We start from the raw sequence: 24,763 nt of genomic DNA, 5'->3' as shown, positions 1-24,763 counted from the left end.
CCCTCCAGGCACTCGACCGAGGCCGGCCAGCTCGTCGTCTGGCAAAGCTACCTGAGTAGCTGATGATTTTCAGCGACTGCCCGCAGCATGCGAAGCTGGCCGATCTCTGCAGCGTTCTTCGTCAGTTCGACATGCAGCCACAGCGTGGTGTCGGCCACCGTCCGGCCGGAACCGGCGCCCCACGGAAATGCCGACGGCGCAGCGAGATCCGTCGGGGTCAGCGTGGCAAGTAGATCGCGCCACTGCGCGCTGAGCTCACGGAGGCGCTCGACAGAACCCGAGGGGCCGGGCCAGTCGATTTCGGTGCGCTGCGGAACCGGCCGGCCGTGGAGGTGTGCCAGCGCGGTCGACCACCAGAAGATCATGTGCCAGGTGACCCACCCGATCGTCGGAACCGGAATCGGGTCGGGTTCGGTTTCGGCCCAATCCGGCCACCAATGCCCCGAATCGTCCACGTGCACCGTCCACACCAGATTCACGGGCTTCCACAGGAAGTCGCCTTCGACAAGCGCCGTCAAATGCAGATCGGTCAGTGCCCAGGCCAGTTCGAACTGGCCGCGTAGCTCGTTGATCACGGGGTGCGCATCACCAGCAGGGTCTGTGCGGATGTCCCGATGAACCCCCGGCGGTCGAAGATTTCCGCGGTTGTCGCCCCCACCCCGTCCGGCCCGATCGATCCACGGGCCCGCAGGGCGAAGTCCGAACCTTCCGGCAGCCGGTGCAGGTGTACTGAGGTGTCGGTGTTCATGAACACGAACCGCTCGGGATCGAGCGCTGCGCCAACGCCGTTGGCCGAGTCCACCACCAACGCCAGGCGTTGGACGACGGTCGATTCCTCGTCAGCCACCAATGAGGTCAGCGGGCTCAGCCACACTTCAGCGGCCTCGCCGGGTGCGGTGTGCTGGCGCCGCCAGCTCACGGTCTGCAGGTAGCCCGTCGCACCTTTCCAGGCGTGCGCGACCCCGGCTGGTTCACGTTCGACCAGGGGTGGGAACCGGTCGGTGGCCACGTCGGCGGTGTCGCTGGGCGCCAGCAACCAGGCGCTCACCCGCGCCACCGCCCGCCAGGCGCCATCGGGCCGCTCGGCGGACATCTCGGCCATGACCAGTGAGATCCGTGCCCCCGGCCGGTCGACCCATGCCCGAACCCGGACCGGTGCAACGGGTATCGCCCCGAGGATGTCCAATGTCAGCCGGCCGATCCGCAATCCGGACCCCGCCGTGAGCTCTTCGATCGCCTTGGTCAGCAGGGCCAGCGGCGGTGACCCGTGCTGAATCGCCGGATCCCAGTTGCTGCAGGTGTCGGTGGTGGATTCGAACGTCTGATATTCGCCGACAGAAGGCAGCCGGCGGTAGTGACAACCGATCACGCGGCGGGCTCCGTGGGAGCAAGCAGTTCGGGCCAGCCGGGATAAGGAGGAGGAGTTCCGCCGTACGCCGGACAGAGCGCCTGATGGGCGCACCACGAACACAGTCGCGTCGGGTTGGGCCGGAAATCGCCGGTGACGCCGGCAGCTTGGATGGCCCGCCAGATCGCCATCAGAGTCCGTTCGAACCGCAGCAGTTCGTCATGGTCGGGGGAGTAGTCGAGCACCTGGCCGTCAGCCAGGTATAGCAGCCGTAGCCGCGCAGGCATCACACCGCGGGACCGCAGCAGCGCCACCGCGTAGAACTTCATCTGGAACATCGCCTTGAACTCGGCCAGTGTCCGTGTTTCCGACGGCGCCTTCCCGGTCTTGTAGTCCACCACCCGCATCTCACCGGTCGGCGCGACATCGATGCGGTCGACGAACCCGCGCAGCAGTGTCCCGTCGGCCAGCTCCACCTCGAGCTTCTGCTCGCAACTCTGCGGGTCGAACCGGGTCGGATCCTCCAACCGGTAGTAGCCCGACAGCAGGGCCCTGGCTTCGGCGAGCAGGACACCCGGCTCTTCGACCGTCGCCAGCTCCGGCTCGGCGGCCACCACACGCTCCCACGCGGGCTCGACGAGGGTCAACGCGGTGTCGTGCACCCGCTGGTCTGCCGGTAGCCCGTACAGCTCTTCCAACGCCGCGTGCACCAGGGACCCGCGAAGTTGCGCCGTCGAGCGCGGCTCGGGCAACCGGTCGATGGCCCGGAACCGGTACAGCAGCGGGCACTGCTTGAAATCACTGGCCCGCGACGGCGAGAGCGCCGGGCGGCGCACCGGCTCATCACTCATGTCTGGCAGCTTATGACCGGCCCCCGACAAACCCTGCCGAACCCCGGCCACCGGGCGTGCCGCGCCTCCTGGCAGGCTGAACAGCTGTGCCAAGGACAGGACCGTTCGCTGTGGGTGACCGCGTGCAGCTCACCGACGCGAAGGGCAGGCACTACACGATGGTGCTCACCGAGGGCGGTGAGTTCCACACCCACCGCGGGATCATCGCGTTCGACAACGTCATCGGCCTTCCTGAGGGCAGTGTCATCAAGTCCACCAACGGAGACCAGTTCCTGGTACTGCGACCGCTGCTGGTCGACTACGTGATGTCGATGCCGCGTGGCGCGCAGGTGATCTATCCGAAGGACGCCGCGCAGATCGTGCACGAAGGGGACATCTTCCCTGGCGCGCGGGTGCTGGAGGCCGGCGCCGGTTCGGGCGCCCTGACCTGTTCGCTGCTGAGGGCCGTCGGCCCGGAGGGCAGGGTGACGTCCTACGACGTGCGCGACGACCATGCCGTGCACGCCGAGCGCAATGTGGTCACCTTTTTCGGGGAGCGCCCGTCGAACTGGGATCTGGTGATCGGCGACGTTGCCGCCTACGACGGGCCCGAGATGGATCGGGCGGTGCTCGACATGCTGGCGCCGTGGGAGGTGCTGCCCGCGGTTTCCGGCGCGCTGGTGGCCGGGGGCGTGCTGATGATCTATGTCGCCACCGTCACCCAGCTGTCCCGCACCGTGGAGGCGCTACGCGAGCAGCAGTGCTGGACCGAGCCGCGGGCCTGGGAGAGCATGCAGCGCGGCTGGCATGTGGTGGGGCTGGCGGTACGGCCGCAGCACACCATGCGCGGCCACACGGCGTTTCTGATCAGCGTCCGCAAACTGGCGCCGGGAGCCGTCGCCCCCATGCCGCTCCGGCGCAAACGCCAACTCGGCGGAGGCGTCTGAGCGTCGCGTCAGTCGTCATCGCTGCGGTGTAGGCCCCGGCGGGTGGACAACAGTTCCACCTCCGGCCGCGCCGCGACCAACCGCTCGGCCGCATCGAGTACATCGACGACGTGGCGGCGATCAGCCGCGACCGTCGAGATGCCGATCGCGGCGCGGCGGTGCAGGTCCTGTGCCCCCGTCTCGGCCGCCGATACGGCGAACCTACGGTGCAGTTCGGCGACCACCGGACGGATCACGGAACGCTTCTGCTTGAGCGAATGCACATCGCCGAGCAGCAGATCGAACTCCAGCCAGCCGATCCACATGCGCTAGGGCGTGGGCGTAGGGGTGGCCGGCGACCCGGCCGCCGCGCCCATCTCCAGCAACAGGTCGGCGGTGTGCCGGGTCAACTGCCAGTCGGCGTCGTGTGGGGTGAACTCCATCGGGAAGCGGAAATCGCCGTCGGAATTGCCGCCGGGGGTCTTGACCACAATCGTGGCGACCACGTTGTGGGGCTCGGTCTGCGACCACGCCAGGTCGCGCGCCTCGAACTCCAACGGGGTGAACCCGTTGTCGGCCAGCGCGCGCCCGAATTTGTCGAGAGCCGCGGCATCGTCGGCGGTCGCATGTTCGACAAGGCCGATCTTGTCCGCGCCGGGCACATTGACATCGGCCAGGCGATACAGCACGCCGGTCAGCGCCTCAGGCGCGGGCAGTGGTTCCGCCGGCGGAGGTGCAGGCGCAGTCGTGGTCAGCACCGAGGACGACGGCGCGGCAGTCGTCGAATCGGCGGGCCGGTCGGTGGCCGCGCACCCGGAGAGCCCGAGTGCCGCCACGATCGTGGCGGCACCCAGGACTGCGATCTCGGAGCGGATCAATTACCCGACGGAGGAGAGCAGCGACAGGGCCGATCCCTTGGAGATCTGCCAACCGGACGGGCTCGGGCCCGCCACGAACTGGATGTTCTGGGTCGCGGTGCCGCCGGTCGCCGAGGTTGCGGTGACGTCGGCGGTGGCGACCGGGCCCTGCTGATCGATATTGGCGACCACGAACGTCAGCGGGAACTTGCCCTCGGCGGCGGCCTGGTTGTAGGCGCGATCGGCGGCGATGCTCTCGACGCGCCCGATGCCGCCCTGGATGTAGGCCGACTTGCCCTTGAAGGAACCGCCTGCGGAGAGGGCCTGCAGGGTCTGCACCAGCGGTGCGTCGAGTTCGGGTGCCGGCACCTGCGGCAGCGGGGCGCCGAATACCATAGGTTGCACGTTCGGCGCAGCCGAAGGTCCGCTGGATGCAATGGAAGTCACACCTGCGGCCGCTCCACCGACCACAGCGGCGGCAGCAGCGGCGGTGACAAAGCCGGTAACGAGGGTTTTCAGGGTCACGATTGTCCTTTCGGGCGGACCAACTCAAGCCAGAGGTTAACAGTGGTGCTGGTGTGTCGAGTTCCTAGACCGCACACAATGGCTGAATCGCCGGTAGCGTTGAAGTTGTTACTGCACCAACTTACGGTGCGGGAGGGAGCGCAATATGAGTGAGTCAGGGCGTTCGGAAGATTTCCCCGAGGGTCTCGGGACATCCATGTCCAGCGATGAGGCCGCTGAGCTGGAAGCGCTGCGGCGCGAGGCGGCGGCGCTACGTGAGCAACTCGACAGTGCGGTAGGCCCGCAGAGTGGTCTGCGCAGTGCCCGTGATGTGCATCAACTCGAAGCACGGATCGACTCCCTGGCGGCCCGCAACGCCAAGCTGATGGACACCCTCAAGGAGGCACGTCAGCAGTTGCTAGCCCTGCGCGAGGAAGTGGACCGGCTGGGTCAGCCTCCGAGCGGCTACGGCGTCCTGCTGGGCACCCACGATGACGACACCGTCGACGTGTTCACCTCCGGCCGCAAGATGCGACTCACCTGCTCACCCAATATCGAGACCAGCTCCCTCAAGCAGGGCCAGACTGTTCGGCTCAACGAGGCACTGACCGTCGTCGAGGCCGGCAACTTCGAGGCCGTCGGTGAGATCAGCTCGCTGCGCGAGATCCTGGCCGACGGGCATCGCGCGCTGGTGGTCGGCCATGCCGACGAAGAGCGCATCGTCTGGCTGGCCGAACCGCTGGTTGCCGCCGCGGATCTGCCCGACGATCCGGACGCGCCGTTCGATGACGAACGTCCCCGCAAACTCCGTCCCGGTGACTCGCTGCTGGTCGACACCAAGGCCGGTTACGCGTTCGAACGCATTCCCAAGGCCGAGGTCGAGGACCTGGTGCTCGAGGAGGTGCCCGATGTCAGCTACCACGACATCGGCGGCCTGACTCGGCAGATCGAGCAGATCCGCGACGCCGTGGAACTGCCGTTCCTGCACAAGGAGCTCTACCGCGAGTACTCGCTGCGCCCGCCCAAGGGCGTGCTGCTGTACGGCCCTCCCGGTTGCGGTAAGACGCTGATCGCCAAGGCCGTGGCCAACTCGCTGGCCAAGAAGATGGCCGAGGTGCGCGGCGACGACGCGCGTGAGGCCAAGAGCTACTTCCTCAACATCAAGGGCCCCGAGCTGCTCAACAAGTTCGTCGGCGAGACCGAACGCCACATCCGGCTGATCTTCCAGCGGGCGCGGGAGAAGGCCTCGGAGGGCACTCCGGTGATCGTGTTCTTCGACGAGATGGACTCGATCTTCCGCACCCGTGGCACGGGTGTGAGCTCAGACGTCGAGACAACCGTTGTGCCGCAGCTGCTTTCGGAGATCGATGGCGTTGAGGGCCTGGAGAACGTCATCGTGATCGGCGCCTCCAACCGTGAGGACATGATCGATCCGGCGATCCTGCGGCCCGGCCGTCTGGACGTCAAGATCAAGATCGAGCGGCCCGATGCCGAATCGGCGCAGGACATCTTCTCGAAGTACCTCACCGAGGCCCTGCCGGTGCACGCCGACGATCTCGCCGAATTCGGCGGGGACCGTGCGCTGTGCATCAAGACCATGATCGAGAAGGTCGTGGACCGGATGTACGCCGAGATCGACGACAACCGGTTCCTGGAGGTCACCTATGCCAATGGTGACAAGGAAGTCATGTACTTCAAGGACTTCAACTCCGGCGCCATGATCCAGAACGTGGTCGACCGGGCGAAGAAGAACGCGATCAAGGCAGTGCTGGAGACCGGTCAGCCCGGTCTGCGCATCCAGCACCTGCTCGACTCGATCGTCGACGAATTCGCCGAGAACGAGGACCTGCCCAACACCACCAATCCCGATGACTGGGCGCGGATCTCGGGCAAGAAGGGCGAACGGATCGTCTACATCCGCACCTTGGTCACAGGGAAGAGCAGCAGTGCCAGCCGTGCCATCGACACGGAGTCGAACCTGGGGCAGTACCTGTAATCCTCACGCGAGCGGCCCGTCAGGATTCCGCCGTATGGGTCCGGTACCGGTCGCGGGCAACCAGTGTGAGTCGTAGGTCGTCGAGCAACGGGTCGAAGAATCGGGTCCGCTGCTCGGCGTCCGACACCGCCCGGGCGCTGACATACATGAATGTCAATGCGGTCAGGAACATGCTGGTCTGAATCAGCGCCTCGGGCACCGGGAAAGTCATTCCCAGCAGTTGACCGTCCGACGATCCGTTGCGGGTCCAGGCGGCGAGCAGTTCGGGACTGAGCATGATCAGTCCCAGCACGAAGAAGATCAACGCTGTCACGACCGCGACGGTCAGCACCTGGATGATCTGGGAGAGCACGAGCACGAACACCACGTTGAGTCGCTCCGACTTCGACAGGCGCACCCGTCTCGGCCGGTCGGGCATCTCGGCGAACGGGGTGCCGTCCAGACGCCGGGCATCCTCAGGCTCCTTGGCGTCGGGCCGCAGGATCGGTCGCACTCGCTCCAGCGTGCTGGAGACCAGGAACACCGCCGCGACCGCGAAGAGGAACAGCAGCGCGAGCCAGAGCCGAGCCCGGCTCAACGTGGATGCCATCACCCAGACGTAGGTGTTGAAGAACACCAGCACGGTCAGGAGCACCACCGGTAGTGCCCGGACGAACAGGCCACCGACCGCCGCCAGATTGGAGATCGTCACCTGGGCCGCGAAACTCAGGATCGATCCGATTCCGGTAGCAGTGCACACCAATATGATTGCGATAACCAGCAATTCGAGGATCAGGTTCACGCCGTCCCGCGTGGTGGTGCCACCGTAGAACCCACTCACCACGATCACCAGCACGGCCATCGTCGCCGCCACGCCGGCCGCGCGCGGGGTCTGTAGTCGAGAGATCGCCCAACCGACCAGAGCGGCCACCGGTAACACCAGCAGCAGCACCGCCAGCACGAACCACTCGGTGCGGGTGGGGGTTCCGTCGATGTCGATCGTGTGCTTGCCGGTCAGGGCCACCACCAGCACCGAGCTCAGTGTCACCCACGCGTACGCGGCCAGGGCCGGTGCTGAACGGGTCCAGACCGACCGGACCAGCGCGCCCGGACGCAACACCGCGGGGAGACCGTTGGCCAGGAACCAGCGTTCGGCCTCGATGCGGTCAGGTGATCGTGAATGCGCCACGGTTACTCACCGCCACACCGTCTTTGATGACCAGGAGGATGTTCGCCGCGTCGCCGACGCTGTCGATGTCGGTCAGCGGGTCGCCGCGCACCACGACCAGGTCGGCGAGCTTGCCGGTCTCGACGGTGCCCAGCGATGCGTCGACCCCGCACAGTTCGGCGGCCGTGGCCGTGCCTGCCACGATGGCCTGCATCGGGCTGAGCCCGCCGAACTTGACCAGCAGGCCGAGCTCTTTGAGGTTGGCCCCATGGTCGGGGGACAGGCCTGCATCGGTACCCAGCGCGATCTTGATTCCGGCGGCAGCCGAGGCGTGCACCGAATCATGTGCCATCGCATGCCATTTCGCGCTCTTGGCGGCACCCTGCGGCGACGCCGTCACCGGTGTCATGGTTTCCAACAGCGTCGGAACCAGGAAGGTGCCCTGGGCGACCATCTGATGCCGTAGGTCGTCATCGAGCTCGTAGCCGTGCTCGATGCTGTGCACGCCGGCCTCCACCGCGGCCCTGATGCCCGCATGGCCGATGGCGTGCGCGGCCACCGGACGCCCGCCGTAATTGTGTCCCTCCTCGACGACGGCGGCGATCATCTCGCGGCGCATACCGAGCCAGGACGGATCGTCGTTGGGTGAGGACACACCGCCGGAGGACCCGACCTTGATCACGTCGGCACCCTGGCGGATCAACTCCCTGGCGCGTTTTCGGGCGGCATCGACGGAGTCGACGAGCGAACCGCCGACGAACGGGGTGAGGTCGATTCCGGACGGCAAGTGGAAATCGGCGTGCCCAGAGGTCTGGCTGAGCATATTGATGGCGACCAGCAGCCGTGGTCCGGCGATCAACCCGTCGGCCACCGCCGCGCGGATCCCGGCATCGACACCCATCAGGTCCCGCGCGGTGGTGACACCGTTGTGCAGCGTGACGCGGAGGCGCTCGATGAGCTGGAAGTACGAATACGACGGCGGCTTGAGCACCCGTTCCAGCGGGCTGCCTTCGGCTCCCGGCAACCCGAAATGGACGTGGCAGTCGAAGAACCCCGGACAGAGTGTGTTGCCACCGAGATCGACTGACGTCACGGTACCGGCCGGCTCAGAGGTGCGGGCCGATTCAGCGCCCACCCAACTGATTTTGCCGTCCTCGACGAGTACCGCCGCATCGGGCACCGGATCGGCGCCGGTTCCGTCGATCAGGGTCGCATTGCGTAGCAGCATGTTCGTCATCGCGACTACTGCACCAAGCAATCACCGGTAAAGCAAAGACCCGGCACTTTGCGGGAGTACCGGCGTGTCGCGCGTTGCGCTGCCGGAGCGCGCCAGGGCGCGGTAGCTGGTGTTCCAGAGCCACTCCACCGGTCCCCGCCGGAACCTGCGCAGCCACAGGTGGGCGAAGGTGATGACCACAGCGATCACGACCAGGTAGGTCACGACCGTCATCGGTACGCGGTAACCGGGCGCAGTGCCCGCGGCCAGGCCGAGTCCCCAGCCGTAGCAGATCGCCGAGGCGAGCACGTTCTGAAGCACGTAGCTGGACAACGCCATCCGCCCCACCTCGGCCATGCGGCGCCCCATCCACCCCGGCGTGGGGCGTCGGACATAGAACTCGGCGACCGCAGCCAGGATTGCCAGTGAGACCACCGGCGCGACGCAGTAGCGGGCGATCAACAGCCCGGATCCGCCCGCGGTCGTCTCCAACGCGAAGTCGATCGGAGCGCCCACTGCGAAACCCAGCCACATCAGCCGTCGCCGAAGGACGCCGCCGCGTTCGTCGAGCACCCCGGCGTGGAACAGCCTGGCGCCCAGAAGAAACAGCGCTATCGACATCGGGAAGATCAGCAGAGTCTCCAACCGGAACAGCACGGCGTGGTCGAGGCGGAATTCGACCAGGTCCCAGAACGACCCGTCCGTATATGGGTTGGGGTTCAGCGGTTGGGGCGGGCTTTCGCTCTGCGGCACCGTAAGCAGCGCAACGGTTATCGCGGTCAACAGTGCGATGTGCACCGCGGCGGCGGTCGCGATCATGCGACGCTGGGCGCGAGCGGAGGTCAGCAGCAGATAGGACACGATCCAGCCGGTGATCGCGTAGCCGGTCAGGACGTCGAACTCGGTGAACAGCACGAAATGTGCGATCCCGTCGACCAGTAGCAACGCCGCCCGCCAAGGGTAGCTCCCCGGCCAGCGGTGGCCGGCACGCACGGCCGAACATTGTTGCAGGGCAAGGCCAATGCCGAACATCACGGTGAGGAGTCCGAGAAACTTGCCTTGCGCCAGGAACTGCAGCACCTGCTCGAGCGGCCGCCAGGCGGAGTCCGGGGTGCCGTTGACGTAGCCGACCAGGCCCTCGGGATGGGTGAAGATCCAGATGTTGGTGCCCAGTGTTCCGAGGATGGCGATTCCGCGCAGGACGTCCAGGGATTGCAGTCGCGCCATGAGTGCGGACGCTACCATACGATCGTATTGCTCCCGGGTATGATCGGCTCGTGACTGAGCCCTACCGCCGGATGGCCGACGCGGTCCTGCAGGTCCTGGTGTCTGACGGCTTCGAGGGCGTCTCGGTGCGGAAAGTGGCTGCGCTGGCCGATGTTTCGATCGGCGCGGTGCAGCATCACTTTCCGACGAAGGATGTCATGCTGGCCGCCGCGCTGGATCGCTCCAGTGAGCGCTTTCTGGACCGCCTCGGGAGGCAACTGTCGCCGGGGATGCCCGCGGGGGAGGCGCTGGAGGCGCTGGCCGTCGCCCTGGTGTGTCCGGATCCCCGGGATCGCGACATCAGCGTGGCCTGGCTGCTGCGGCTGGCCAGGGCCGCAGTCGATGACGCCACCGCTGCCCGCCATCGCGAGGACTGGTCCCGTATGTCGCAGTGGTTGACCGAGTTGATCACGGCCGCGGCGCCCGATGTCGATGCCGAGCTGGCCGCGGTCGAGCTCCTGGCCCTGCTCGACGGGCTGGCCTGCTCGGTGGCCGTCGAACCGGAACGGGTCAGCGCTGCGCTGGCCGAGCAGATTGCCCGCGGCCACGTTCGGCGGCTACTGGCACGCGGCGATGCTCCGGGAATCATGGAGCAACGCATTTTCCCGTGAACGTCAACGAGATCACCGCACTCATTCCGCCACCCTTTGGTGCGGATGTTTGATCGACCGCGTGTGTGGTGCAACCCTCCGCCCCTGGGTCGGCGGCAGCCTCGTCACCAAGGGGGCAGGTCACCGGCCGGTTCGTCGACCAGTGGGGTAATTGCTGGAAAGAATTCGATCTTTGGCGTCGAGGAAATGTCTCACGATATTGCCTGACGGGCGCGTAAAGCTTTTGAATTCTCCGCCGAATCCGGTGGCGTGATCGATCGCGAAATGGCGTCGAATTTTCGTCGAAATGGCGTGAATTCATTACGATCCAATATCCGCGCGAGCAAATTTCGAACAGCGTTTATTGGCCGGCGTGGGCGGGCGCGGATACCGCCCGGCGTGCTCACGGAGCGGGGTGGCGGCATGGCCGGCAGACCAATGTAACGATTTGATAACGCCGCAAAAGTTCGCCCGAAGCCGGATCGTCACGAGGTTTCACCAGCTCAGATGGGGTGAATTGGGGTGCTTACCGGGCGCTCTGAGCGTTTGCCCAGCTTGATCCGACGGTGCCGGTGTGCTTACGGTCAGTGGCACCGATGATTTGAACTGACGATGATTGCTGACTGTTCGGTGGTGACTTTTAACTCGATATGCCTATTTTTCAGAGCGCTCCGGCGCGCACCAGCGGTGATGGTGGACCCGGTCTTGTGGACCGGCCTGCCCCGACAGACTTTCTGCGCATGCCGCGGGGGACCGATGCGATTGGTATCCGTGATCTCGCGGCAGCCACCGGGGTCCTCGATCTGAATTCGACCTACGCCTATCTGCTGCTGGCCACGGATTTTGCTGCCACGTCGATCGTGGCCGAATCCGGTGGTGACCTGCGCGGATTCATCACGGGTTACCACCCGCCAGTGCGGCCCGATGTGTTGTTCGTCTGGCAGGTGGCCGTCGCGCCGACGGCCCAGGGCAGCGGACTGGCGAGCGCGATGCTCGATGACCTCGTGCGCCGCGTTCGGTCCGACCGCCACGGGCATCCGATCACCGTGGAGGCAACGGTGGCACCCGGTAATGCGGCGTCACGCGCATTCTTCGGCGCGTTCGCCCGGCGGCACGGTGTTGCGCTCACCGAGCACCCGCACTTCGGCGCCGAACTTCTGGACGCCGACCAAAGCCACGAGGAAGAGCCGATCCTGCGGATCGGCCCGATCATCGACTCGCGGTAGTACCGAAAACCGGCGTCGGATCGACGCCGGTGATTGCACCAATTGAACCAATCTGGAGGATTTCCCTTGCTGCTTGCGACTTCAACACCCACCAGCGCGACCGAATCCGACCTGCCCGAGGTCTTCGCCTCGGTTGAGTCCGAAGTACGCAGCTACTGCCGTGACTGGCCTGCTGTCATGAAGAGCGCCAGTGGCTCGACGGTGACCGACACCTCGGGCCGGCGCTACATCGATTTCTTCGCCGGCGCCGGGGCGCTGAACTACGGGCACAACAACCCGGTGCTCAAGGCGCCGCTGCTCGAGTACCTGACTTCCGACGGGATCGTGCACTCCCTGGATATGGCCACGGCCGCCAAACAGGAGTTCCTGGAGACGTTCCAGAGCCTGGTCCTGCAGCCGCGCGGTCTCGACTTCAAGGTGCAGTTCCCCGGCCCGACCGGAGCGAATTCGGTCGAGTCCGCGCTGAAGCTGGCCAGGAAGGTCACCGGTCGCGAATCAATCGTCAGCTTTACCAACGCCTTCCACGGGATGACCCTCGGAGCGCTGTCCGTCACGGGCAACTCGATGAAGCGTGCCGGTGCAGGCATCCCGCTGGTCCACGCCACGCCCATGCCGTATGACAACTACTTCGGTGGCGTCACCGAGGACTTTCACTGGTTCGAGCGGGTTCTCGACGACTCCGGCAGCGGCCTGAACCGCCCGGCCGCAGTCATCGTCGAAACCGTGCAGGGCGAAGGTGGGCTCAATGTCGCCCGCATCGAGTGGCTGCAGGCACTTTCGGACCTGTGCCGCAAGCGCGACATCCTGCTCATCGTCGACGACGTCCAGATGGGTTGCGGCCGCACCGGTCCGTTCTTCAGTTTCGAGGCCGCAGGCATCGTGCCGGATATCGTCACGTTATCGAAGTCGGTCAGCGGCTACGGCCTGCCGATGGCGCTGACCCTGTTCCGGCGCGACCTCGACGTGTGGACTCCCGGCGAACACAACGGAACCTTCCGTGGTCACAATCCGGCGTTCGTCACCGCCACCGCCGCACTCAAAACCTACTGGCAGGACGCTGAGTTCAGTGGTGAGACGACGCGTAAGGGCGAGCTGGTGAGGGCCAGGCTCGATGAGATCGCGACCCGGTACGAGGGCGTGACGTCGCGTGGTCGGGGCATGGCGCAGGGCCTGAAGTTCGCCGACGCCGACCGGGCTGCCGAAGTGTGCAAAGCGGCATTCGACCGTGGCGCGCTGATGGAAACCAGCGGACCCTCCGACGAGGTCGTCAAACTGCTGCCGCCGTTGACCACTTCGATCAGCGAACTCGAAGCAGGTCTTGACATTCTGGCCGAATCCACCGCAATCACCTTGAGCTGAGGGAGAATCAACCATGATTGTGCGCACGACAGCTGAAATCACCGGGACCGACCGCGATGTGTCGGACGGCACCTGGAGATCAAAGCGCATCATTCTTGCCGGCGACGGAGTCGGGTTCTCGTTTCACGAGACCACGATCGAGGCGTCGTCGGTCAACGAGTTCCGCTATGAACACCACATCGAGGCCGTGTGGGTGGTCGAAGGCACCGGGACGCTGACCAACCTGGAGACCGGCGAAGTCCACCCGCTCGGGCCGGGCACCATGTACCTGTTGAACGGCCATGAGCGCCACCGGGTTACCTGTGATGAGCAACTGAGGATGCTGTGCGTCTTCAATCCACCGGTCACCGGTCAGGAGGTACACGACGAGACCGGCGCCTACCCCGCGCCCCAGTCCGTCGCATGAGCGCGCCAGACCACGTCGATCAGTACCCCACCCGGCTGGCTCATGCCATTGCGCCCATTCCGCGTCATGAGCCTGCCGTCTGGGGTGCCGAATCAGACGGACCATTGAGACAGGACCACCTCGACCGCTTCTCGGATAAGGGCTACCTCGTGCGGCACGGCACCGTCGAGGACGACCAGCTGCCTCACCTGAGGCATGAATTGGACCGGATCGCAGCGGATCTGGACGCCGATGACCCCCGGGTGATCCGGGAGCCGGGTGGCACCATCCGCTCGATCTTCGAGCCGCACCTGCTCAGTGAGCTTGTCGCACAGGTGGTTCGCCTCGAGACCGTGCTGCCGGTGGCGCGACAACTGCTCGGCAGCGACGTCTATATCCACCAAGCGCGAATCAATCTCATGCCCGGGTTCACCGGTACGGGTTTCTACTGGCATTCCGATTTCGAGACCTGGCATGCCGAGGATGGCATGCCGGCGATCCGTGCCGTGTCGTGTTCGATCGCGCTGACCCAGAACTATCCGTTCAACGGCTCGCTGATGGTGATCCCCGGGTCGCATCAGACGTTCTATCCCACAGTCGGCGAGACGCCGGACAACAACCACGACACCTCGCTGGTGGCCCAGAACATCGGTGTGCCCGACGAGACGACGTTGACCAAGGCCGTGGACCAGCACCACATCGACCAGTTCACCGGCCCGCCCGGGTCGGCGTTGTGGTTCGACGCGAACCTGCTGCACGGCTCAGGGTCCAACATCACGCCGCTGCCGCGGTCGAACGTCTTCCTGGTGTTCAACTCGGTGGACAACCAGTTGGGCGAGCCTTTTGCCGCCCCGCGACCCCGGCCCGAATACCTGGCAGCCAGGCACGTCACGCGCGTCGCCTAGGCTGATCGGTATGCAGCGGATTATCGGAACTGAGGTCGAGTACGGCATTTCCTCGCCGTCCGATCCGACCGCGAATCCGATCCTGACGTCGACGCAGGCGGTGCTGGCCTACGCGGCTGCCGCCGGTATCCAGCGGGCCAAGCGAACCCGGTGGGACTACGAGGTGGAGTCGCCGCTGCGCGACGCCAGGGGATTCGACCTGTCCCGGTCCTCGGGGCCGCCGCCGATCGTCGACGCCGACGAGGTCGGTGCCGCCAACATGATCCTCACCAACGGGGCTCGGCTGTACGTGGACCACGCCCATCCGGAGTACTCGGCGCCGGAGTGCACCGATCCGATGGATGCGGTGATCTGGGACAAGGCAGGCGAGCGGGTGATGGAGGCCGCCGCCCGCCATGTCGCGAGCGTGCCGGGTGCCGCCAAGCTGCAGCTCTACAAGAACAATGTGGACGGCAAGGGCGCGTCCTACGGGTCCCACGAGAACTACCTGATGAGCCGTCAGACACCGTTCTCTGCGGTGATCGCCGGGCTGACCCCGTTCTTCGTTTCCCGGCAGGTGGTCACCGGGTCGGGGCGCGTCGGGGTCGGTCCCTCCGGGGATGACCCTGGCTTCCAGTTGTCCCAGCGGGCCGATTACATCGAGGTCGAGGTCGGCCTGGAGACCACGCTCAAGCGCGGCATCATCAATACCCGCGACGAACCGCACGCCGACGCCGACAAGTACCGACGGCTGCATGTCATCGTCGGTGACGCGAACCTGGCCGAGACGTCGACCTACCTCAAACTCGGTGCCACGTCACTGGTGTTGGACCTCATCGAGGACGGAGTCGACCTCTCCGACCTCGCACTGGCCCGGCCGGTGCACGCGGTGCACGTGATCAGCCGCGATCCGTCCCTGCGCGCCACCGTCGCCCTTGCCGACGGACGTGAACTCACCGCACTTGCGCTGCAACGTATTTACCTGGACCGGGTGGCCAAGCTGGTGGACTCGCGCGATCCGGATCCCCGGGCCTCGCATGTCGTCGAGACGTGGGCCCACGTGCTGGACCTGTTGGAGCGGGATCCGATGGAGTGCGCCGAGATCCTCGACTGGCCTGCGAAGCTGCGTTTGCTGGAGGGATTCAGACAGCGCGAGAATCTGAGCTGGTCGGCGCCCCGGCTGCATCTGGTCGATCTGCAGTATTCGGATGTGCGCCTGGACAAGGGGCTGTACAACCGGCTGGTGGCGCGAGGATCGATGAAGCGGCTGGTCACCGAGCAGCAGGTGATCGACGCCGTGGACAATCCACCTACCGATACCCGGGCGTACTTCCGCGGCGAATGCCTGCGCCGGTTCGGCGCCGATATCGCCGCGGCCAGCTGGGACTCGGTGATTTTCGACCTCGGCGGCGATTCGCTCGTCCGGATTCCAACCCTGGAGCCGCTGCGCGGCAGCAAGGCGCACGTCGGGGCACTGCTGGATTCGGTCGACAGCGCCGCGGAGCTCGTGGAACAACTCACCACCTGAAATCCTCACCGGTGAGCTATCCCGAGCAATTCGGGGGTTGACCGGTACTGTGGAAGAACCGGTCGGGCGGTAGTCAGCCGGCCGATGACAAGTGCAGGAGGCAGCGATGGCTCAGGAGCAGACGAAGCGCGGCGGCGGCGGTGGCGAGGATGACGACCTCCCAGGCGCTTCTGCCGCGGGCCAGGAGCGTCGCGAGAAGCTCGCCGAGGACACCGACGACCTGCTCGACGAGATCGATGACGTGCTGGAAGAGAACGCAGAGGACTTCGTGCGGGCGTACGTCCAAAAGGGCGGCCAGTGATCTGGCGCGAAAACCTCTCCTTTTCCCCTAACACCAAACCCGTCTCTGGAGTGCCGTCTGTACCTGTGGACCTGTCATCGTTCTCTGACCTGTTGCACCGGCAGGCCCCCGAATTGCTGCCGGTCAACCGTGGGGCCGACGTCGTGAACCCGACCAACGTCGTACCGCACGGAACCACGATCGTGGCGTTGCGTTACCCCGGCGGTGTGCTGATCGCGGGCGACCGCAGGTCGACCCAGGGCAACATGATCGCCGGCCGCGACGTGCAGAAGGTGTACATCACCGACGACTACACGGCGACAGGCATCGCAGGCACCGCCGCGATCGCCGTCGAATTCGCGCGGCTCTACGCGGTGGAGCTCGAGCACTACGAGAAGCTCGAAGGCGTCGCATTGACGTTCCGCGGCAAGGTCAACCGGCTCGCCATCATGGTGCGCGGGAACCTCGGTGCGGCCCTGCAGGGTTTTGTGGCGTTGCCCCTTCTGGTGGCCTTTGACGTCGATGCTCCCGACCCCGAGAATGCGGGCCGCATCGTGTCCTTCGACGCAGCGGGCGGCTGGAATATCGAGGAAGAGGGCTACCAGTCGGTGGGCTCCGGCTCGATCTTCGCCAAATCGTCGATCAAGAAGCTGTATCCGCAAGTCGTGGATGCCGATTCGGCATTGCAGGTGGCCATCGAAGCGCTGTACGACGCCGCCGATGACGACTCCGCAACCGGTGGACCGGACCTGGTGCGCGGTATTTACCCGACCGCGGTGACCATCGGGGTCGACGGCGCGGTGGAGATCACCGAGGACCGCATCGCTGAGCTGGCTCGGGAGGTCATCGCACGGCGCACCCGGACAGGCGGTGAAGGTTAATGAGCTTTCCGTACTTCATCTCGCCCGAACAGGCGATGCGTGAGCGTTCCGAACTGGCACGCAAGGGCATCGCCCGCGGCCGCAGCGTGATCGCACTCGCCTACGACAACGGTGTGGTGTTCGTCGCGGAGAATCCGTCGCGGTCACTGCAGAAGGTCAGTGAGCTCTACGACCGGGTGGGCTTCGCTGCCGTCGGCCGGTTCAACGAGTTCGACAACCTGCGGCGCGGCGGCATCCAGTTCGCCGACACCCGCGGGTATGCCTACGACCGTCGGGACGTGACCGGCCGCCAGTTGGCCAACGTGTACGCCCAGACTCTCGGCACCATCTTCACCGAGCAGGCCAAGCCCTACGAGGTCGAGTTGTGCGTGGCCGAGGTCGCTCATTACGGCGAGACGAAACACCCTGAGCTGTACCGCATCACTTACGACGGGTCGATTGCCGACGAACCGCATTTCGTGGTGATGGGCGGCACCACCGAGCCCATCATCGCCGCGCTGAACGACTCATTCACCGAGAATGCGGATCTCGGTGCGGCGGTGAAGATTGCGATCGAGGCGTTGAGTGCGAGCAGCAACGGTTCCGAGCCGCGGACGCTCGGGCCCGCGACGCTGGAGGTGGCGGTCCTCGATGCGACGCGGCCGCGTCGATGCTTCCGCCGGATCACCGGAGCGGCGTTGGAAGCCCTTTTGCCCGAGGTCGATCCGGATGCTCCCGCGGCCGAGGAGCCGCCGGAGAAGCCGAAAAAGTCAGACAAGTAGGTTGATCACCGCTTCGGCCTCGGTGCCGTCGCGGTAGAGATCCCACGTGAGGTCCGCCAGTTCGTCGGGATCTATCGTCGGCAGATCGCCGTTGCCTGCCATCGCCCGGTGAATGTCACCGCGCTCGATGAGCCCACCGATGGTGATGGTGCCGGCATAGACGCCTGCGGGCTGGAGTGCGGCGTGCAGTGTGAGCGCATAGTTGCGTAATGCCGCTGCCGCCAGTGCCAGGCCGCCCAGCGGGGGCATCGGTACGACGCTGCTCAGGCCGCCGGCGAACAGCAGCCCGCCGCTGCCGCGTTCCCGCATCTCGGGCAGAAGTCGGCCGGCGAAGTCGACTGCGGACACCACGCTGTTCAGCGCGGCCCGGGCGCCATCGGCGTCGAGTTCGGTGATGTCACCGGTGGGCGCCGCCTCGAACGCGGCCGGACCGTAGTAGCCCACGTCGATGCGGCCGAAGCGGTCGCGCACCGCACCCAATGCTGTCGCGAGCTGTACGGGATCGTTCGCGTCGGCCACGTAGGCGGCGGCCTCGACACCGTTGCCTGCCAGCGCTGCCAGGTAGTCGGGATGACGGGTGGGGGTCCGCGAGATAAGGGCCACGCGGTGGCCGGCGGCGCCGAAGCGCTGGGCAATCGACAGTCCGAGGCCGGGCCCGACGCCGAGCACCACCAGGACCGGGGTGGAAGTTGAGGTCATACTCAACTTACTAACATAAGTTGAGTAGAGCCTCAACTTGGCTATCCTGAACGACATGTCGGCGATGCGTGCGGATGCGGTCCGCAATCGGGATCGGTTGGTGGCCGCGGCCGCCGAGCTGTTCACCGATCGTGGCGTCGATGTGCCGCTCGAGGAGATCGCCCGGCGGGCCGGAGTCAGCATCGGCACGCTCTACAACCATTTCCCGAATCGCGGCGCACTCCTGGACGTGGTGTTGTCGGATCGGTTGGCCGTCATCGATCGGCTGGCGCAGCAGGCACTCGACGATGCGGACCCGTGGCGGGGATTCACCGGATTCCTCGACGGCCTGTTCTCGATGCAGGCCGCCGACCGGAGCATCAACGATGCGGTAGCCCGCAACCCGGTCGGGGCGGTCGACGTCGCGGGGGAATGCGGTCGGGCCGGGGGGCTGCTCGAGGCCGTGGTGGGCCGGGCCGGGGGCGCCGGGGTGTTGCGGGCGGACTTCGGCGCCGAGGACCTGGCGACATTGATGTGGGCGATGTCGAAGGTGATCTCGATGGCCGAAGGCGACGATGCCATCTGGCGGCGCCATCTGAACTTCGTGCTCGGCGGGCTCAAAGCGCGTTAATTCGGCGTGTCCCTATTGACGCGCCTGCTCGAGCGGGAGCACCATTTGTTGCGTCAGTCACTACGTGGCGCACCATGCGCAACAAACCCGGGGGAGTCTGAGATGCCGAAGGTTGTCGTGATCGGTGCGGGCATCGTGGGCACGTCGCTGGCCGATGAGTTGACCGCCCGCGGCTGGACCGACGTCACCGTCGTTGACCGCGGCCCGCTGTTTACGACCGGCGGTTCGACATCGCACGCGCCCGGCCTGGTGTTCCAAACCAATCAGTCCAGGACGATGAGCGCCTTCGCGAGCTACACCGTGGAGAAGTTCAACTCCCTCGAACATCCCGACGGATGGGCGTTCAACCCCGTCGGCGGGTTGGAGGTCGCGGCCAGCCCGGAGCGTTGGGCAGACCTGCACCGTAAGGCCGGGTGGGCGCAGGCCTGGGGCATCGAGGGCAGGTTGTTGTCACCCGCCGAATGTGTGGAGCTGCACCCGCTGCTGGACTCCGACCGGATTCACGGCGGATTCCACACGCCCACAGACGGTTTGGCCAATGCCGTGCGGGCGGCCGAGGCGCAGGCCCGGCGCGCGATGGCCCGCGGCGCAACGTTCGTGCCGCACACCGAGGTACTCGGCATCCTTGACAACGGCGGCCGGGTCACCGGCGTGCGCACCTCCTCCGGCGCGATCGACGCCGACATCGTGGTGTGCGCAGCCGGGTTCTGGGGCGCGCAACTCGCCAAGCAGGTCGGCCTGGTGCTCCCGCTGGTGCCGATGGCACACCAGTACGCGAAGACCGGCCAGATTGCGGCCCTCGTAGGGCGCAATACCGGACTGTCCGAAGCGGGTCTGCCCATCCTGCGCCATCAGGACGCGGACCTGTACTTCCGCGAACACCTCGACCGCATCGGCATCGGCTCCTACAGTCACCGGCCGATGCCCGTCGACATGTCGACGCTGATGGCCGACACCGCAGGCGAGCAGATGCCGTCGATGCTGCCGTTCACCGATGAGGACTTCGCTCCGGCCTGGGATGAAGCCGTGAAACTTATTCCTGTCCTTGGTGATTCAAAGCTCGAGGAGGCGTTCAACGGCATCTTCTCATTCACTTCGGACGGCTTTTCCATCATGGGCGAGCACCGCGAGCTGAGCGGGTTCTGGGTTGCCGAGGCCGTCTGGGTGACGCATTCCGCCGGCGTCGCGAAGGCCACCGCGGAATGGATCATCGACGGTGCCCCGTCCATCGATGTCCACGAGTGCGACCTGTACCGCTTCGAAGATGTCGCGCACAGCCCGCAGTTCGTTCTGCAGACCAGTTCACAGGCATTCAACGAGGTCTACGACGTCATTCACCCTTATCAGTTCCGCACCGCGCTGCGCGGTCTGCGCACCAGCCCGTTCTATGAACGACAGAAGGACCTCGGTGCCTTCTTCTACGAAGGCGGCGGCTGGGAGCGACCGGCTTGGTTCGAGGCGAACGCCCCACTCGTGCAACAACTGCGCGACGACGGCGTGGCCTTTCCACCGCGCGACGACTGGTCGGCCAGGAACTGGTCACCGATCGCGATCGCCGAAGCCCACTGGACCCGCGAGCGGGTGGCGATGTACGACATGACCCCGCTGACCCGCTACGAGGTGGCGGGCCCCGGCGCGGCGGCGTTCCTGCAACAGATGACCACCAACAACGTCGACAAGAGCGTCGGATCGGTCACCTACACGCTGCTGCTGGATGAAACCGGTGGTATCCGAAGCGATGTCACCGTCGCCCGGCTGGCGGACAACCGGTTCCAGGTCGCCGTCAACGGGCCGATGGATTTCGACTGGTTGAGCCGTCATCTGCCTGACGATGTGATGTTGCGCGATGTCACCGGCGGCACGTGCTGCGTCGGCGTGTGGGGACCGCGGGCACGGGACCTGGTGGCGCCGCTGTGCCCTGAGGACCTGTCCAATGAGACGTTCAAGTACTTCCGCGCACTGCAGACCTACCTCGGCGCGATACCCGTCACGATGCTGCGCGTGTCCTACGTCGGCGAGCTCGGCTGGGAGATCTATGCGAGTGCGGAATACGGTGCGGCACTATGGGATCTGCTGTTCGACGCCGGTCAGCAGCACAGGGTGATAGCGGCAGGGCGGATCGCGTTCAACAGTCTGCGGATCGAGAAGGGATACCGCAGTTGGGGCACAGACATGACCGCCGAGCACCGGCCCGACGCGGTGGGTGTGGGATTCGCCGTGAAGATGAGCAAGCTGGACTTCGTCGGAAGGACAGCCCTCCAGAACGCGGCCACCCCGCGGACGGCGCTGCGCAGCATCGTGTTCGATGATCCCGATGCGGTGGCCATGGGCAAGGAGCCGGTGTACCTGGCCGAACGCGACGTCGACTGTGTCGGCTATGTGACCAGCGCCGGCTACTCGCCGACCGTCGGTCGCACCATCGCCTACGCATGGCTGCCGAACGACACCGCGGTGGGCGATGCGGTGATCGTCGACTATCGGGGCTCCCGGTTCGGTGCCACCGTACATGCCGAGCCGGTGGTTGATCCGGAGATGGCGCGGATAAAGCGATGAGCCACTACGACGTCATCGTCATCGGACTCGGCGGGATGGGCAGCGCCGCGGCGTATCACCTTGCCTCCCGAGGCCAACGGGTGCTGGGACTGGAGAAGTTCACTCCAGCACACAACAAGGGCTCCAGCCACGGTGGCTCGCGCATCATCCGGCAGTCCTACTTCGAGGACCCGGCCTACGTTCCGCTGCTGCTGCGGTCATACGAATTGTGGGATCGGCTGGCCACCGACACCGGACTCGAGGTGTACCGGCTGACCGGTGGCCTGTTCATGGGATCGCCGGACAGCCTGACCGTCGCGGGAAGTCAACGCGCCAGCCGGGAATGGGACCTGCCCCACGAGATGCTCGGCACGGCCGAGATCCGGCGACGCTTCCCGACCCTCACCCCACATCCCGACGACATCGCCCTCTACGAGCCGAAGGCAGGCTTCGCGCGGCCGGAGATGACCGTCCAGGCGCATATCGACCTGGCCGCAACCGTGGGCGCGGATCTGCATTTCGGCGAGCCGGTCATTGAGTGGGGCGAAACCTCGGGCGGCGTCAGCGTCACCACGGAGAGTGCCAACTACACCGCAGGCCAGCTTGTCATCTGTCCCGGTGCCTGGGCGCCGCAGCTGCTCGCCGAGTTCGGTATCCCCATCAGGATCGAACGTCAGGTGCTGTATTGGCTTGACCCACAAGGCAGCACAGCGCCTTTCGTCGACCATCCGATCTGGATCCACCAGGGTGCCGACGGCATGCAGGTCTACGGTTTCCCCGCCATCGACGGACCGCATGGCGGCGTGAAGGTCGCGTTCTTCCGCAAGGGCATCGTCTGCACGCCGGAGACGATCGACCGCACCGTCCACGAGCAGGAGATCGCCGAGATGAGGGGCCGGGTGGCCGAACTGCTGCCCGCCCTCGACGGCCCCTGCGTGCACACGGCGACGTGCATGTACTCCAACACTCCCGACGAGCATTTCGTGATCGCCCGCCACCCTGACAGCGCGAACGTCACGGTGGCGTGCGGGTTCTCAGGGCACGGTTTCAAGTTCGTCCCCGTAGTCGGGGAGATCCTCGCCGACCTCGCCATCGACGGCGGGACCGGCCACCCCATCTCGTTGTTCGACCCGAAGCGATTGGTGACCGCATGACCCGTAACCTGCCGCCGCGGCCGGCCACCGCAGCCACCGTGAACCCGTCGTCGGCGCTGCACGCCACACTCGGAGGCGACTACTACGCGAACCCCGCCGTGTTCGCCGCCGAGCAGGAACGCATCTTCGAGGCGACGTGGATCTGTGCCGTGCGGACGGCCGATCTCGCGCTGGCGGGCCAGTTCAAGAAGGTCCAGGTCGGCCGTGAGAGCGTGCTGCTGGTGCGCGGGCGTGACGGGCTGTTGCGGGCGTTCCTGAACATCTGCCGACACCGGGGCGCTCAACTGTGCGTCGAGGCGCACGGGCAGGTGCGACGCAACCTGCGCTGCCCGTATCACGCCTGGACCTACGCCCTGGACGGCAAGCTGGTGGCCGCACCCAACCTCGGGTCACTGACAGACGGCGACGGCGCGCCGATCGACCGGTACCAGTTCGGTCTGGTTCCGGTCGCGCTCACCGAGTGGCTCGGCTACGCCTGGGTCTGCCTGTCGGACGCGCCGCCACCGTTCGAGGACGTCGTCGCCGAGGCAACCAGGACACTCGGCGATTCGGATGCGATCAACCGGTACGGCATCGGCGGTCTGGATGTGGGCCGCCGGATCGTCTATGACGTGGCGGCCAACTGGAAGCTGATCGTCGAGAACTTCATGGAGTGCTACCACTGCAGTTCCATCCACCCTGAACTCGTCGGCGTGCTCCCGGAGTTCTCCCGCGGCACCGCGGCCCAGGCAAACGTCGGGCGTGGCGCCGAATTCGGTTCGGAGGTAAACGGATTCACCGTCGACGGTTCTGAGGGGTTCGAGCGACTGCCCGGCATCACCGATGAGCAGGACCGGCGCTACTACGCGATCACCGTCAAACCGACGGTTTTCATCAACCTGGTGCCCGACCACATCATCTTCCATCGCATGTTCCCCGTCGCCGTCGATCGGACGGTCATCGAATGCGACTGGCTCTACACTGCTGACCTGCTGGCGTCCGGGCGCGACATATCCCGCTCGGTGGAGTTGTTCCACCGGGTGAATGAGCAGGACTTCGCGGCGTGCGAGCGAACACAGCCGGCGATGTCGTCACGGGCGTATCGCAACGGTGGCGTGCTCGTACCTACCGAACACCACATCGGAGAGTTCCAGGAATGGGTAGTGTCGCGTCTCGGTGAGTGAACGAGGCGACGGGAAGTCGGATGGACGGTGAACCGGACCTGTACATCGACGGGCGATGGCGTCGCGCGTCCGACGGAGGCACCAGGGAGATCGTGAATCCCGCCGACGGGAGCCTCGCCGCCGTCGTCGACGAGGCCACTCCCGACGACGCCCGCGACGCCGTGGCCGCGGCGCGGGCCGCGTTCGACGACGGGGCCTGGTCCGCCACTCCCGTCGGCGAACGCGCGGCGCTGCTGGACCGGATCGCCGACCTGCTCCAGCGGGACAGGGAAGACCTCGCGGCGCTGGAGACCAAGGACACCGGAAAGACACTGGCCGAAAGCCGAATCGACATCGACGACGTGACCTCGGTGTTCCGGTACTACGCCAGGCTCGTCGCGGTCGAAGCCGACCGTGTCGTCGACGTCGGCGATCCCGCCGTCATCAGCCGGGTGGTGCGCGAACCGATCGGCGTGTGTGTGCTGATCGCGCCGTGGAACTATCCGCTGCTGCAGATGTCGTGGAAGATCGCACCTGCGCTCGGTGCGGGTTGCACCATGGTCGCCAAGCTTAAATGTCGCTAAACTACCCTCATGGCGAAACCAAAAACTCCTGGTCCGCGGGGTGGGGTGCGGTCGGCGG

The 24,763-nt window shown here is 66.0% G+C and carries 25 protein-coding genes and 1 pseudogene; 16 read left to right on the top strand and 10 right to left on the bottom strand.

The features are described 5' to 3' along the window. Positions 1–47 precede the first annotated feature (47 nt). From M1247_RS35755 to M1247_RS35745, 3 genes are read right to left on the bottom strand one after another with little or no spacing between them, the layout of a single operon-like run. Positions 48–575, bottom strand: a complete 528-nt coding sequence (locus tag M1247_RS35755) for a DinB family protein (RefSeq protein WP_317161201.1) — start codon at positions 573–575, stop codon at positions 48–50. Continuing rightward, positions 572–1,369 (bottom strand): thioesterase family protein, encoded by a 798-nt coding sequence (locus M1247_RS35750; protein WP_317161200.1) that lies wholly within the window; start codon positions 1,367–1,369, stop codon positions 572–574. The genes M1247_RS35755 and M1247_RS35750 overlap by 4 nt, the downstream gene beginning before the upstream one ends. Beyond that, positions 1,366–2,199, bottom strand: a complete 834-nt coding sequence (locus tag M1247_RS35745) for a RecB family exonuclease (protein ID WP_317161199.1) — start codon at positions 2,197–2,199, stop codon at positions 1,366–1,368. Before M1247_RS35745 ends, M1247_RS35750 begins: the two co-directional genes overlap by 4 nt. A gap of 86 nt (positions 2,200–2,285) precedes the next feature. On the opposite strand from M1247_RS35745, the gene M1247_RS35740 reads away from it, so the two are divergent. After that, complete coding sequence (locus M1247_RS35740; RefSeq protein ID WP_317161198.1) at positions 2,286–3,125, top strand: tRNA (adenine-N1)-methyltransferase; 840 nt, start codon at positions 2,286–2,288, stop codon at positions 3,123–3,125. Between the two features lie 8 nt (positions 3,126–3,133). Here the strand turns inward: M1247_RS35740 and M1247_RS35735 are convergent, their stop codons facing one another. Genes M1247_RS35735 through M1247_RS35725 form a run of 3 tightly spaced genes read right to left on the bottom strand, consistent with a single transcriptional unit; the run spans position 3,134 to position 4,486 of the window. Next, entirely contained in the window at positions 3,134–3,430 is a 297-nt protein-coding gene (locus M1247_RS35735) for a DUF503 domain-containing protein (RefSeq protein WP_317161197.1), read from the bottom strand. Between the two features lie 3 nt (positions 3,431–3,433). Then, positions 3,434–3,982 carry a lipoprotein LppK gene (locus M1247_RS35730; protein WP_317161196.1) on the bottom strand — a complete coding sequence of 183 codons (549 nt, stop codon included), beginning with the start codon at positions 3,980–3,982 and terminating at the stop codon, positions 3,434–3,436. After that, positions 3,983–4,486 (bottom strand): MTB12 family secreted protein, encoded by a 504-nt coding sequence (locus M1247_RS35725; RefSeq protein WP_317161195.1) that lies wholly within the window; start codon positions 4,484–4,486, stop codon positions 3,983–3,985. Positions 4,487–4,631: 145 nt separating this feature from the next. Here M1247_RS35725 and arc point away from each other — a divergent pair, with 145 nt between their 5' ends. Continuing rightward, positions 4,632–6,461 carry a proteasome ATPase gene (arc, locus tag M1247_RS35720; protein ID WP_317161194.1) on the top strand — a complete coding sequence of 610 codons (1,830 nt, stop codon included), beginning with the start codon at positions 4,632–4,634 and terminating at the stop codon, positions 6,459–6,461. Positions 6,462–6,480: 19 nt separating this feature from the next. Here the strand turns inward: arc and M1247_RS35715 are convergent, their stop codons facing one another. The 3 genes from M1247_RS35715 to M1247_RS35705 are packed head-to-tail and all read right to left on the bottom strand — an operon-like array spanning position 6,481 to position 10,051. After that, positions 6,481–7,629: a hypothetical protein gene (locus tag M1247_RS35715; protein WP_317161193.1), complete on the bottom strand. Its 1,149-nt coding sequence runs from the start codon at positions 7,627–7,629 to the stop codon at positions 6,481–6,483. Next, the gene (locus M1247_RS35710) at positions 7,607–8,845 is read right to left on the bottom strand and encodes an amidohydrolase family protein (RefSeq protein WP_317161192.1); all 1,239 of its coding nucleotides are present in this window, start codon (positions 8,843–8,845) and stop codon (positions 7,607–7,609) included. Before M1247_RS35710 ends, M1247_RS35715 begins: the two co-directional genes overlap by 23 nt. Before the next feature lie 21 nt (positions 8,846–8,866). Then, a complete protein-coding gene (locus M1247_RS35705) occupies positions 8,867–10,051 on the bottom strand; it encodes a DUF418 domain-containing protein (protein ID WP_317161191.1) in 1,185 nt (394 codons plus the stop codon). Positions 10,052–10,101: 50 nt separating this feature from the next. Here M1247_RS35705 and M1247_RS35700 point away from each other — a divergent pair, with 50 nt between their 5' ends. From M1247_RS35700 to prcA, 9 genes are all read left to right on the top strand, one after another. After that, positions 10,102–10,701: a TetR/AcrR family transcriptional regulator gene (locus M1247_RS35700; RefSeq protein ID WP_317161190.1), complete on the top strand. Its 600-nt coding sequence runs from the start codon at positions 10,102–10,104 to the stop codon at positions 10,699–10,701. 719 nt (positions 10,702–11,420) lie between these two features. Then, positions 11,421–11,906, top strand: a complete 486-nt coding sequence (gene ectA, locus M1247_RS35695) for a diaminobutyrate acetyltransferase (protein WP_410506997.1) — start codon at positions 11,421–11,423, stop codon at positions 11,904–11,906. Between the two features lie 66 nt (positions 11,907–11,972). After that, on the top strand, positions 11,973–13,265 hold the full coding sequence (gene ectB / locus M1247_RS35690) for a diaminobutyrate--2-oxoglutarate transaminase (RefSeq protein ID WP_317161188.1): 1,293 nt from the start codon (positions 11,973–11,975) through the stop codon (positions 13,263–13,265). A gap of 13 nt (positions 13,266–13,278) precedes the next feature. Further along, positions 13,279–13,671 (top strand): ectoine synthase, encoded by a 393-nt coding sequence (locus M1247_RS35685; RefSeq protein WP_317161187.1) that lies wholly within the window; start codon positions 13,279–13,281, stop codon positions 13,669–13,671. Beyond that, on the top strand, positions 13,668–14,555 hold the full coding sequence (thpD, locus tag M1247_RS35680) for an ectoine hydroxylase (RefSeq protein WP_317161186.1): 888 nt from the start codon (positions 13,668–13,670) through the stop codon (positions 14,553–14,555). The genes M1247_RS35685 and thpD overlap by 4 nt, the downstream gene beginning before the upstream one ends. Before the next feature lie 10 nt (positions 14,556–14,565). Beyond that, positions 14,566–16,062 carry a depupylase/deamidase Dop gene (gene dop / locus M1247_RS35675; RefSeq protein WP_317161185.1) on the top strand — a complete coding sequence of 499 codons (1,497 nt, stop codon included), beginning with the start codon at positions 14,566–14,568 and terminating at the stop codon, positions 16,060–16,062. 106 nt (positions 16,063–16,168) lie between these two features. Next, on the top strand, positions 16,169–16,363 hold the full coding sequence (locus M1247_RS35670; RefSeq protein ID WP_055114885.1) for a ubiquitin-like protein Pup: 195 nt from the start codon (positions 16,169–16,171) through the stop codon (positions 16,361–16,363). After that, positions 16,360–17,223 carry a proteasome subunit beta gene (prcB, locus tag M1247_RS35665; RefSeq protein ID WP_317161184.1) on the top strand — a complete coding sequence of 288 codons (864 nt, stop codon included), beginning with the start codon at positions 16,360–16,362 and terminating at the stop codon, positions 17,221–17,223. The genes M1247_RS35670 and prcB overlap by 4 nt, the downstream gene beginning before the upstream one ends. Continuing rightward, positions 17,223–17,984, top strand: coding sequence for a proteasome subunit alpha (prcA, locus tag M1247_RS35660; RefSeq protein ID WP_317161183.1), 762 nt, complete (start codon positions 17,223–17,225; stop codon positions 17,982–17,984). Before prcB ends, prcA begins: the two co-directional genes overlap by 1 nt. Here the strand turns inward: prcA and M1247_RS35655 are convergent. Further along, positions 17,973–18,683, bottom strand: coding sequence for an SDR family NAD(P)-dependent oxidoreductase (locus M1247_RS35655; protein ID WP_317161182.1), 711 nt, complete (start codon positions 18,681–18,683; stop codon positions 17,973–17,975). The genes prcA and M1247_RS35655 overlap by 12 nt on opposite strands. A 55-nt stretch (positions 18,684–18,738) precedes the next feature. On the opposite strand from M1247_RS35655, the gene M1247_RS35650 reads away from it, so the two are divergent. From M1247_RS35650 to M1247_RS35630, 5 genes and pseudogenes are all read left to right on the top strand, one after another. Continuing rightward, positions 18,739–19,293 (top strand): TetR/AcrR family transcriptional regulator, encoded by a 555-nt coding sequence (locus tag M1247_RS35650; protein WP_317161181.1) that lies wholly within the window; start codon positions 18,739–18,741, stop codon positions 19,291–19,293. 102 nt (positions 19,294–19,395) lie between these two features. Next, positions 19,396–21,846, top strand: coding sequence for a GcvT family protein (locus tag M1247_RS35645; protein ID WP_317161180.1), 2,451 nt, complete (start codon positions 19,396–19,398; stop codon positions 21,844–21,846). Beyond that, positions 21,843–22,979, top strand: coding sequence for an N-methyl-L-tryptophan oxidase (gene solA, locus M1247_RS35640; protein ID WP_317161179.1), 1,137 nt, complete (start codon positions 21,843–21,845; stop codon positions 22,977–22,979). The genes M1247_RS35645 and solA overlap by 4 nt, the downstream gene beginning before the upstream one ends. Beyond that, positions 22,976–24,142 carry an aromatic ring-hydroxylating oxygenase subunit alpha gene (locus M1247_RS35635; protein ID WP_317161178.1) on the top strand — a complete coding sequence of 389 codons (1,167 nt, stop codon included), beginning with the start codon at positions 22,976–22,978 and terminating at the stop codon, positions 24,140–24,142. Before solA ends, M1247_RS35635 begins: the two co-directional genes overlap by 4 nt. Before the next feature lie 20 nt (positions 24,143–24,162). Further along, positions 24,163–24,690: pseudogene (locus M1247_RS35630) on the top strand (aldehyde dehydrogenase family protein); the annotation flags it as partial. Positions 24,691–24,763: the final 73 nt, after the last annotated feature.

The sequence above is a fragment of the Mycobacterium appelbergii genome, assembly GCF_032883035.1.
GTDB lineage: Bacteria > Actinomycetota > Actinomycetes > Mycobacteriales > Mycobacteriaceae > Mycobacterium > Mycobacterium appelbergii.
The sequence above is the reverse complement of the archived record's forward strand: the minus strand, read 5'-3'. Positions and strand labels throughout refer to the sequence as shown.

Bases quoted from the DNA above. Each gene is read 5' to 3' on its own strand.
- M1247_RS35745 (WP_317161199.1), bottom strand. From the start codon at position 2,199: ATGAGTGATGAGCCGGTGCGCCGCCCGGCGCTCTCGCCGTCGCGGGCC.
- M1247_RS35655 (WP_317161182.1), bottom strand. From the start codon at position 18,683: ATGACCTCAACTTCCACCCCGGTCCTGGTGGTGCTCGGCGTCGGGCCC.
- M1247_RS35685 (WP_317161187.1), top strand. From the start codon at position 13,279: ATGATTGTGCGCACGACAGCTGAAATCACCGGGACCGACCGCGATGTG.
- arc (WP_317161194.1), top strand. From the start codon at position 4,632: ATGAGTGAGTCAGGGCGTTCGGAAGATTTCCCCGAGGGTCTCGGGACA.
- M1247_RS35705 (WP_317161191.1), bottom strand. From the start codon at position 10,051: ATGGCGCGACTGCAATCCCTGGACGTCCTGCGCGGAATCGCCATCCTC.
- solA (WP_317161179.1), top strand. From the start codon at position 21,843: ATGAGCCACTACGACGTCATCGTCATCGGACTCGGCGGGATGGGCAGC.
- thpD (WP_317161186.1), top strand. From the start codon at position 13,668: ATGAGCGCGCCAGACCACGTCGATCAGTACCCCACCCGGCTGGCTCAT.
- M1247_RS35635 (WP_317161178.1), top strand. From the start codon at position 22,976: ATGACCCGTAACCTGCCGCCGCGGCCGGCCACCGCAGCCACCGTGAAC.
- M1247_RS35645 (WP_317161180.1), top strand. From the start codon at position 19,396: ATGCCGAAGGTTGTCGTGATCGGTGCGGGCATCGTGGGCACGTCGCTG.
- M1247_RS35710 (WP_317161192.1), bottom strand. From the start codon at position 8,845: ATGACGAACATGCTGCTACGCAATGCGACCCTGATCGACGGAACCGGC.
- ectA (WP_410506997.1), top strand. From the start codon at position 11,421: ATGCCGCGGGGGACCGATGCGATTGGTATCCGTGATCTCGCGGCAGCC.
- prcA (WP_317161183.1), top strand. From the start codon at position 17,223: ATGAGCTTTCCGTACTTCATCTCGCCCGAACAGGCGATGCGTGAGCGT.
- M1247_RS35670 (WP_055114885.1), top strand. From the start codon at position 16,169: ATGGCTCAGGAGCAGACGAAGCGCGGCGGCGGCGGTGGCGAGGATGAC.
- M1247_RS35735 (WP_317161197.1), bottom strand. From the start codon at position 3,430: ATGTGGATCGGCTGGCTGGAGTTCGATCTGCTGCTCGGCGATGTGCAT.
- dop (WP_317161185.1), top strand. From the start codon at position 14,566: ATGCAGCGGATTATCGGAACTGAGGTCGAGTACGGCATTTCCTCGCCG.
- M1247_RS35650 (WP_317161181.1), top strand. From the start codon at position 18,739: ATGTCGGCGATGCGTGCGGATGCGGTCCGCAATCGGGATCGGTTGGTG.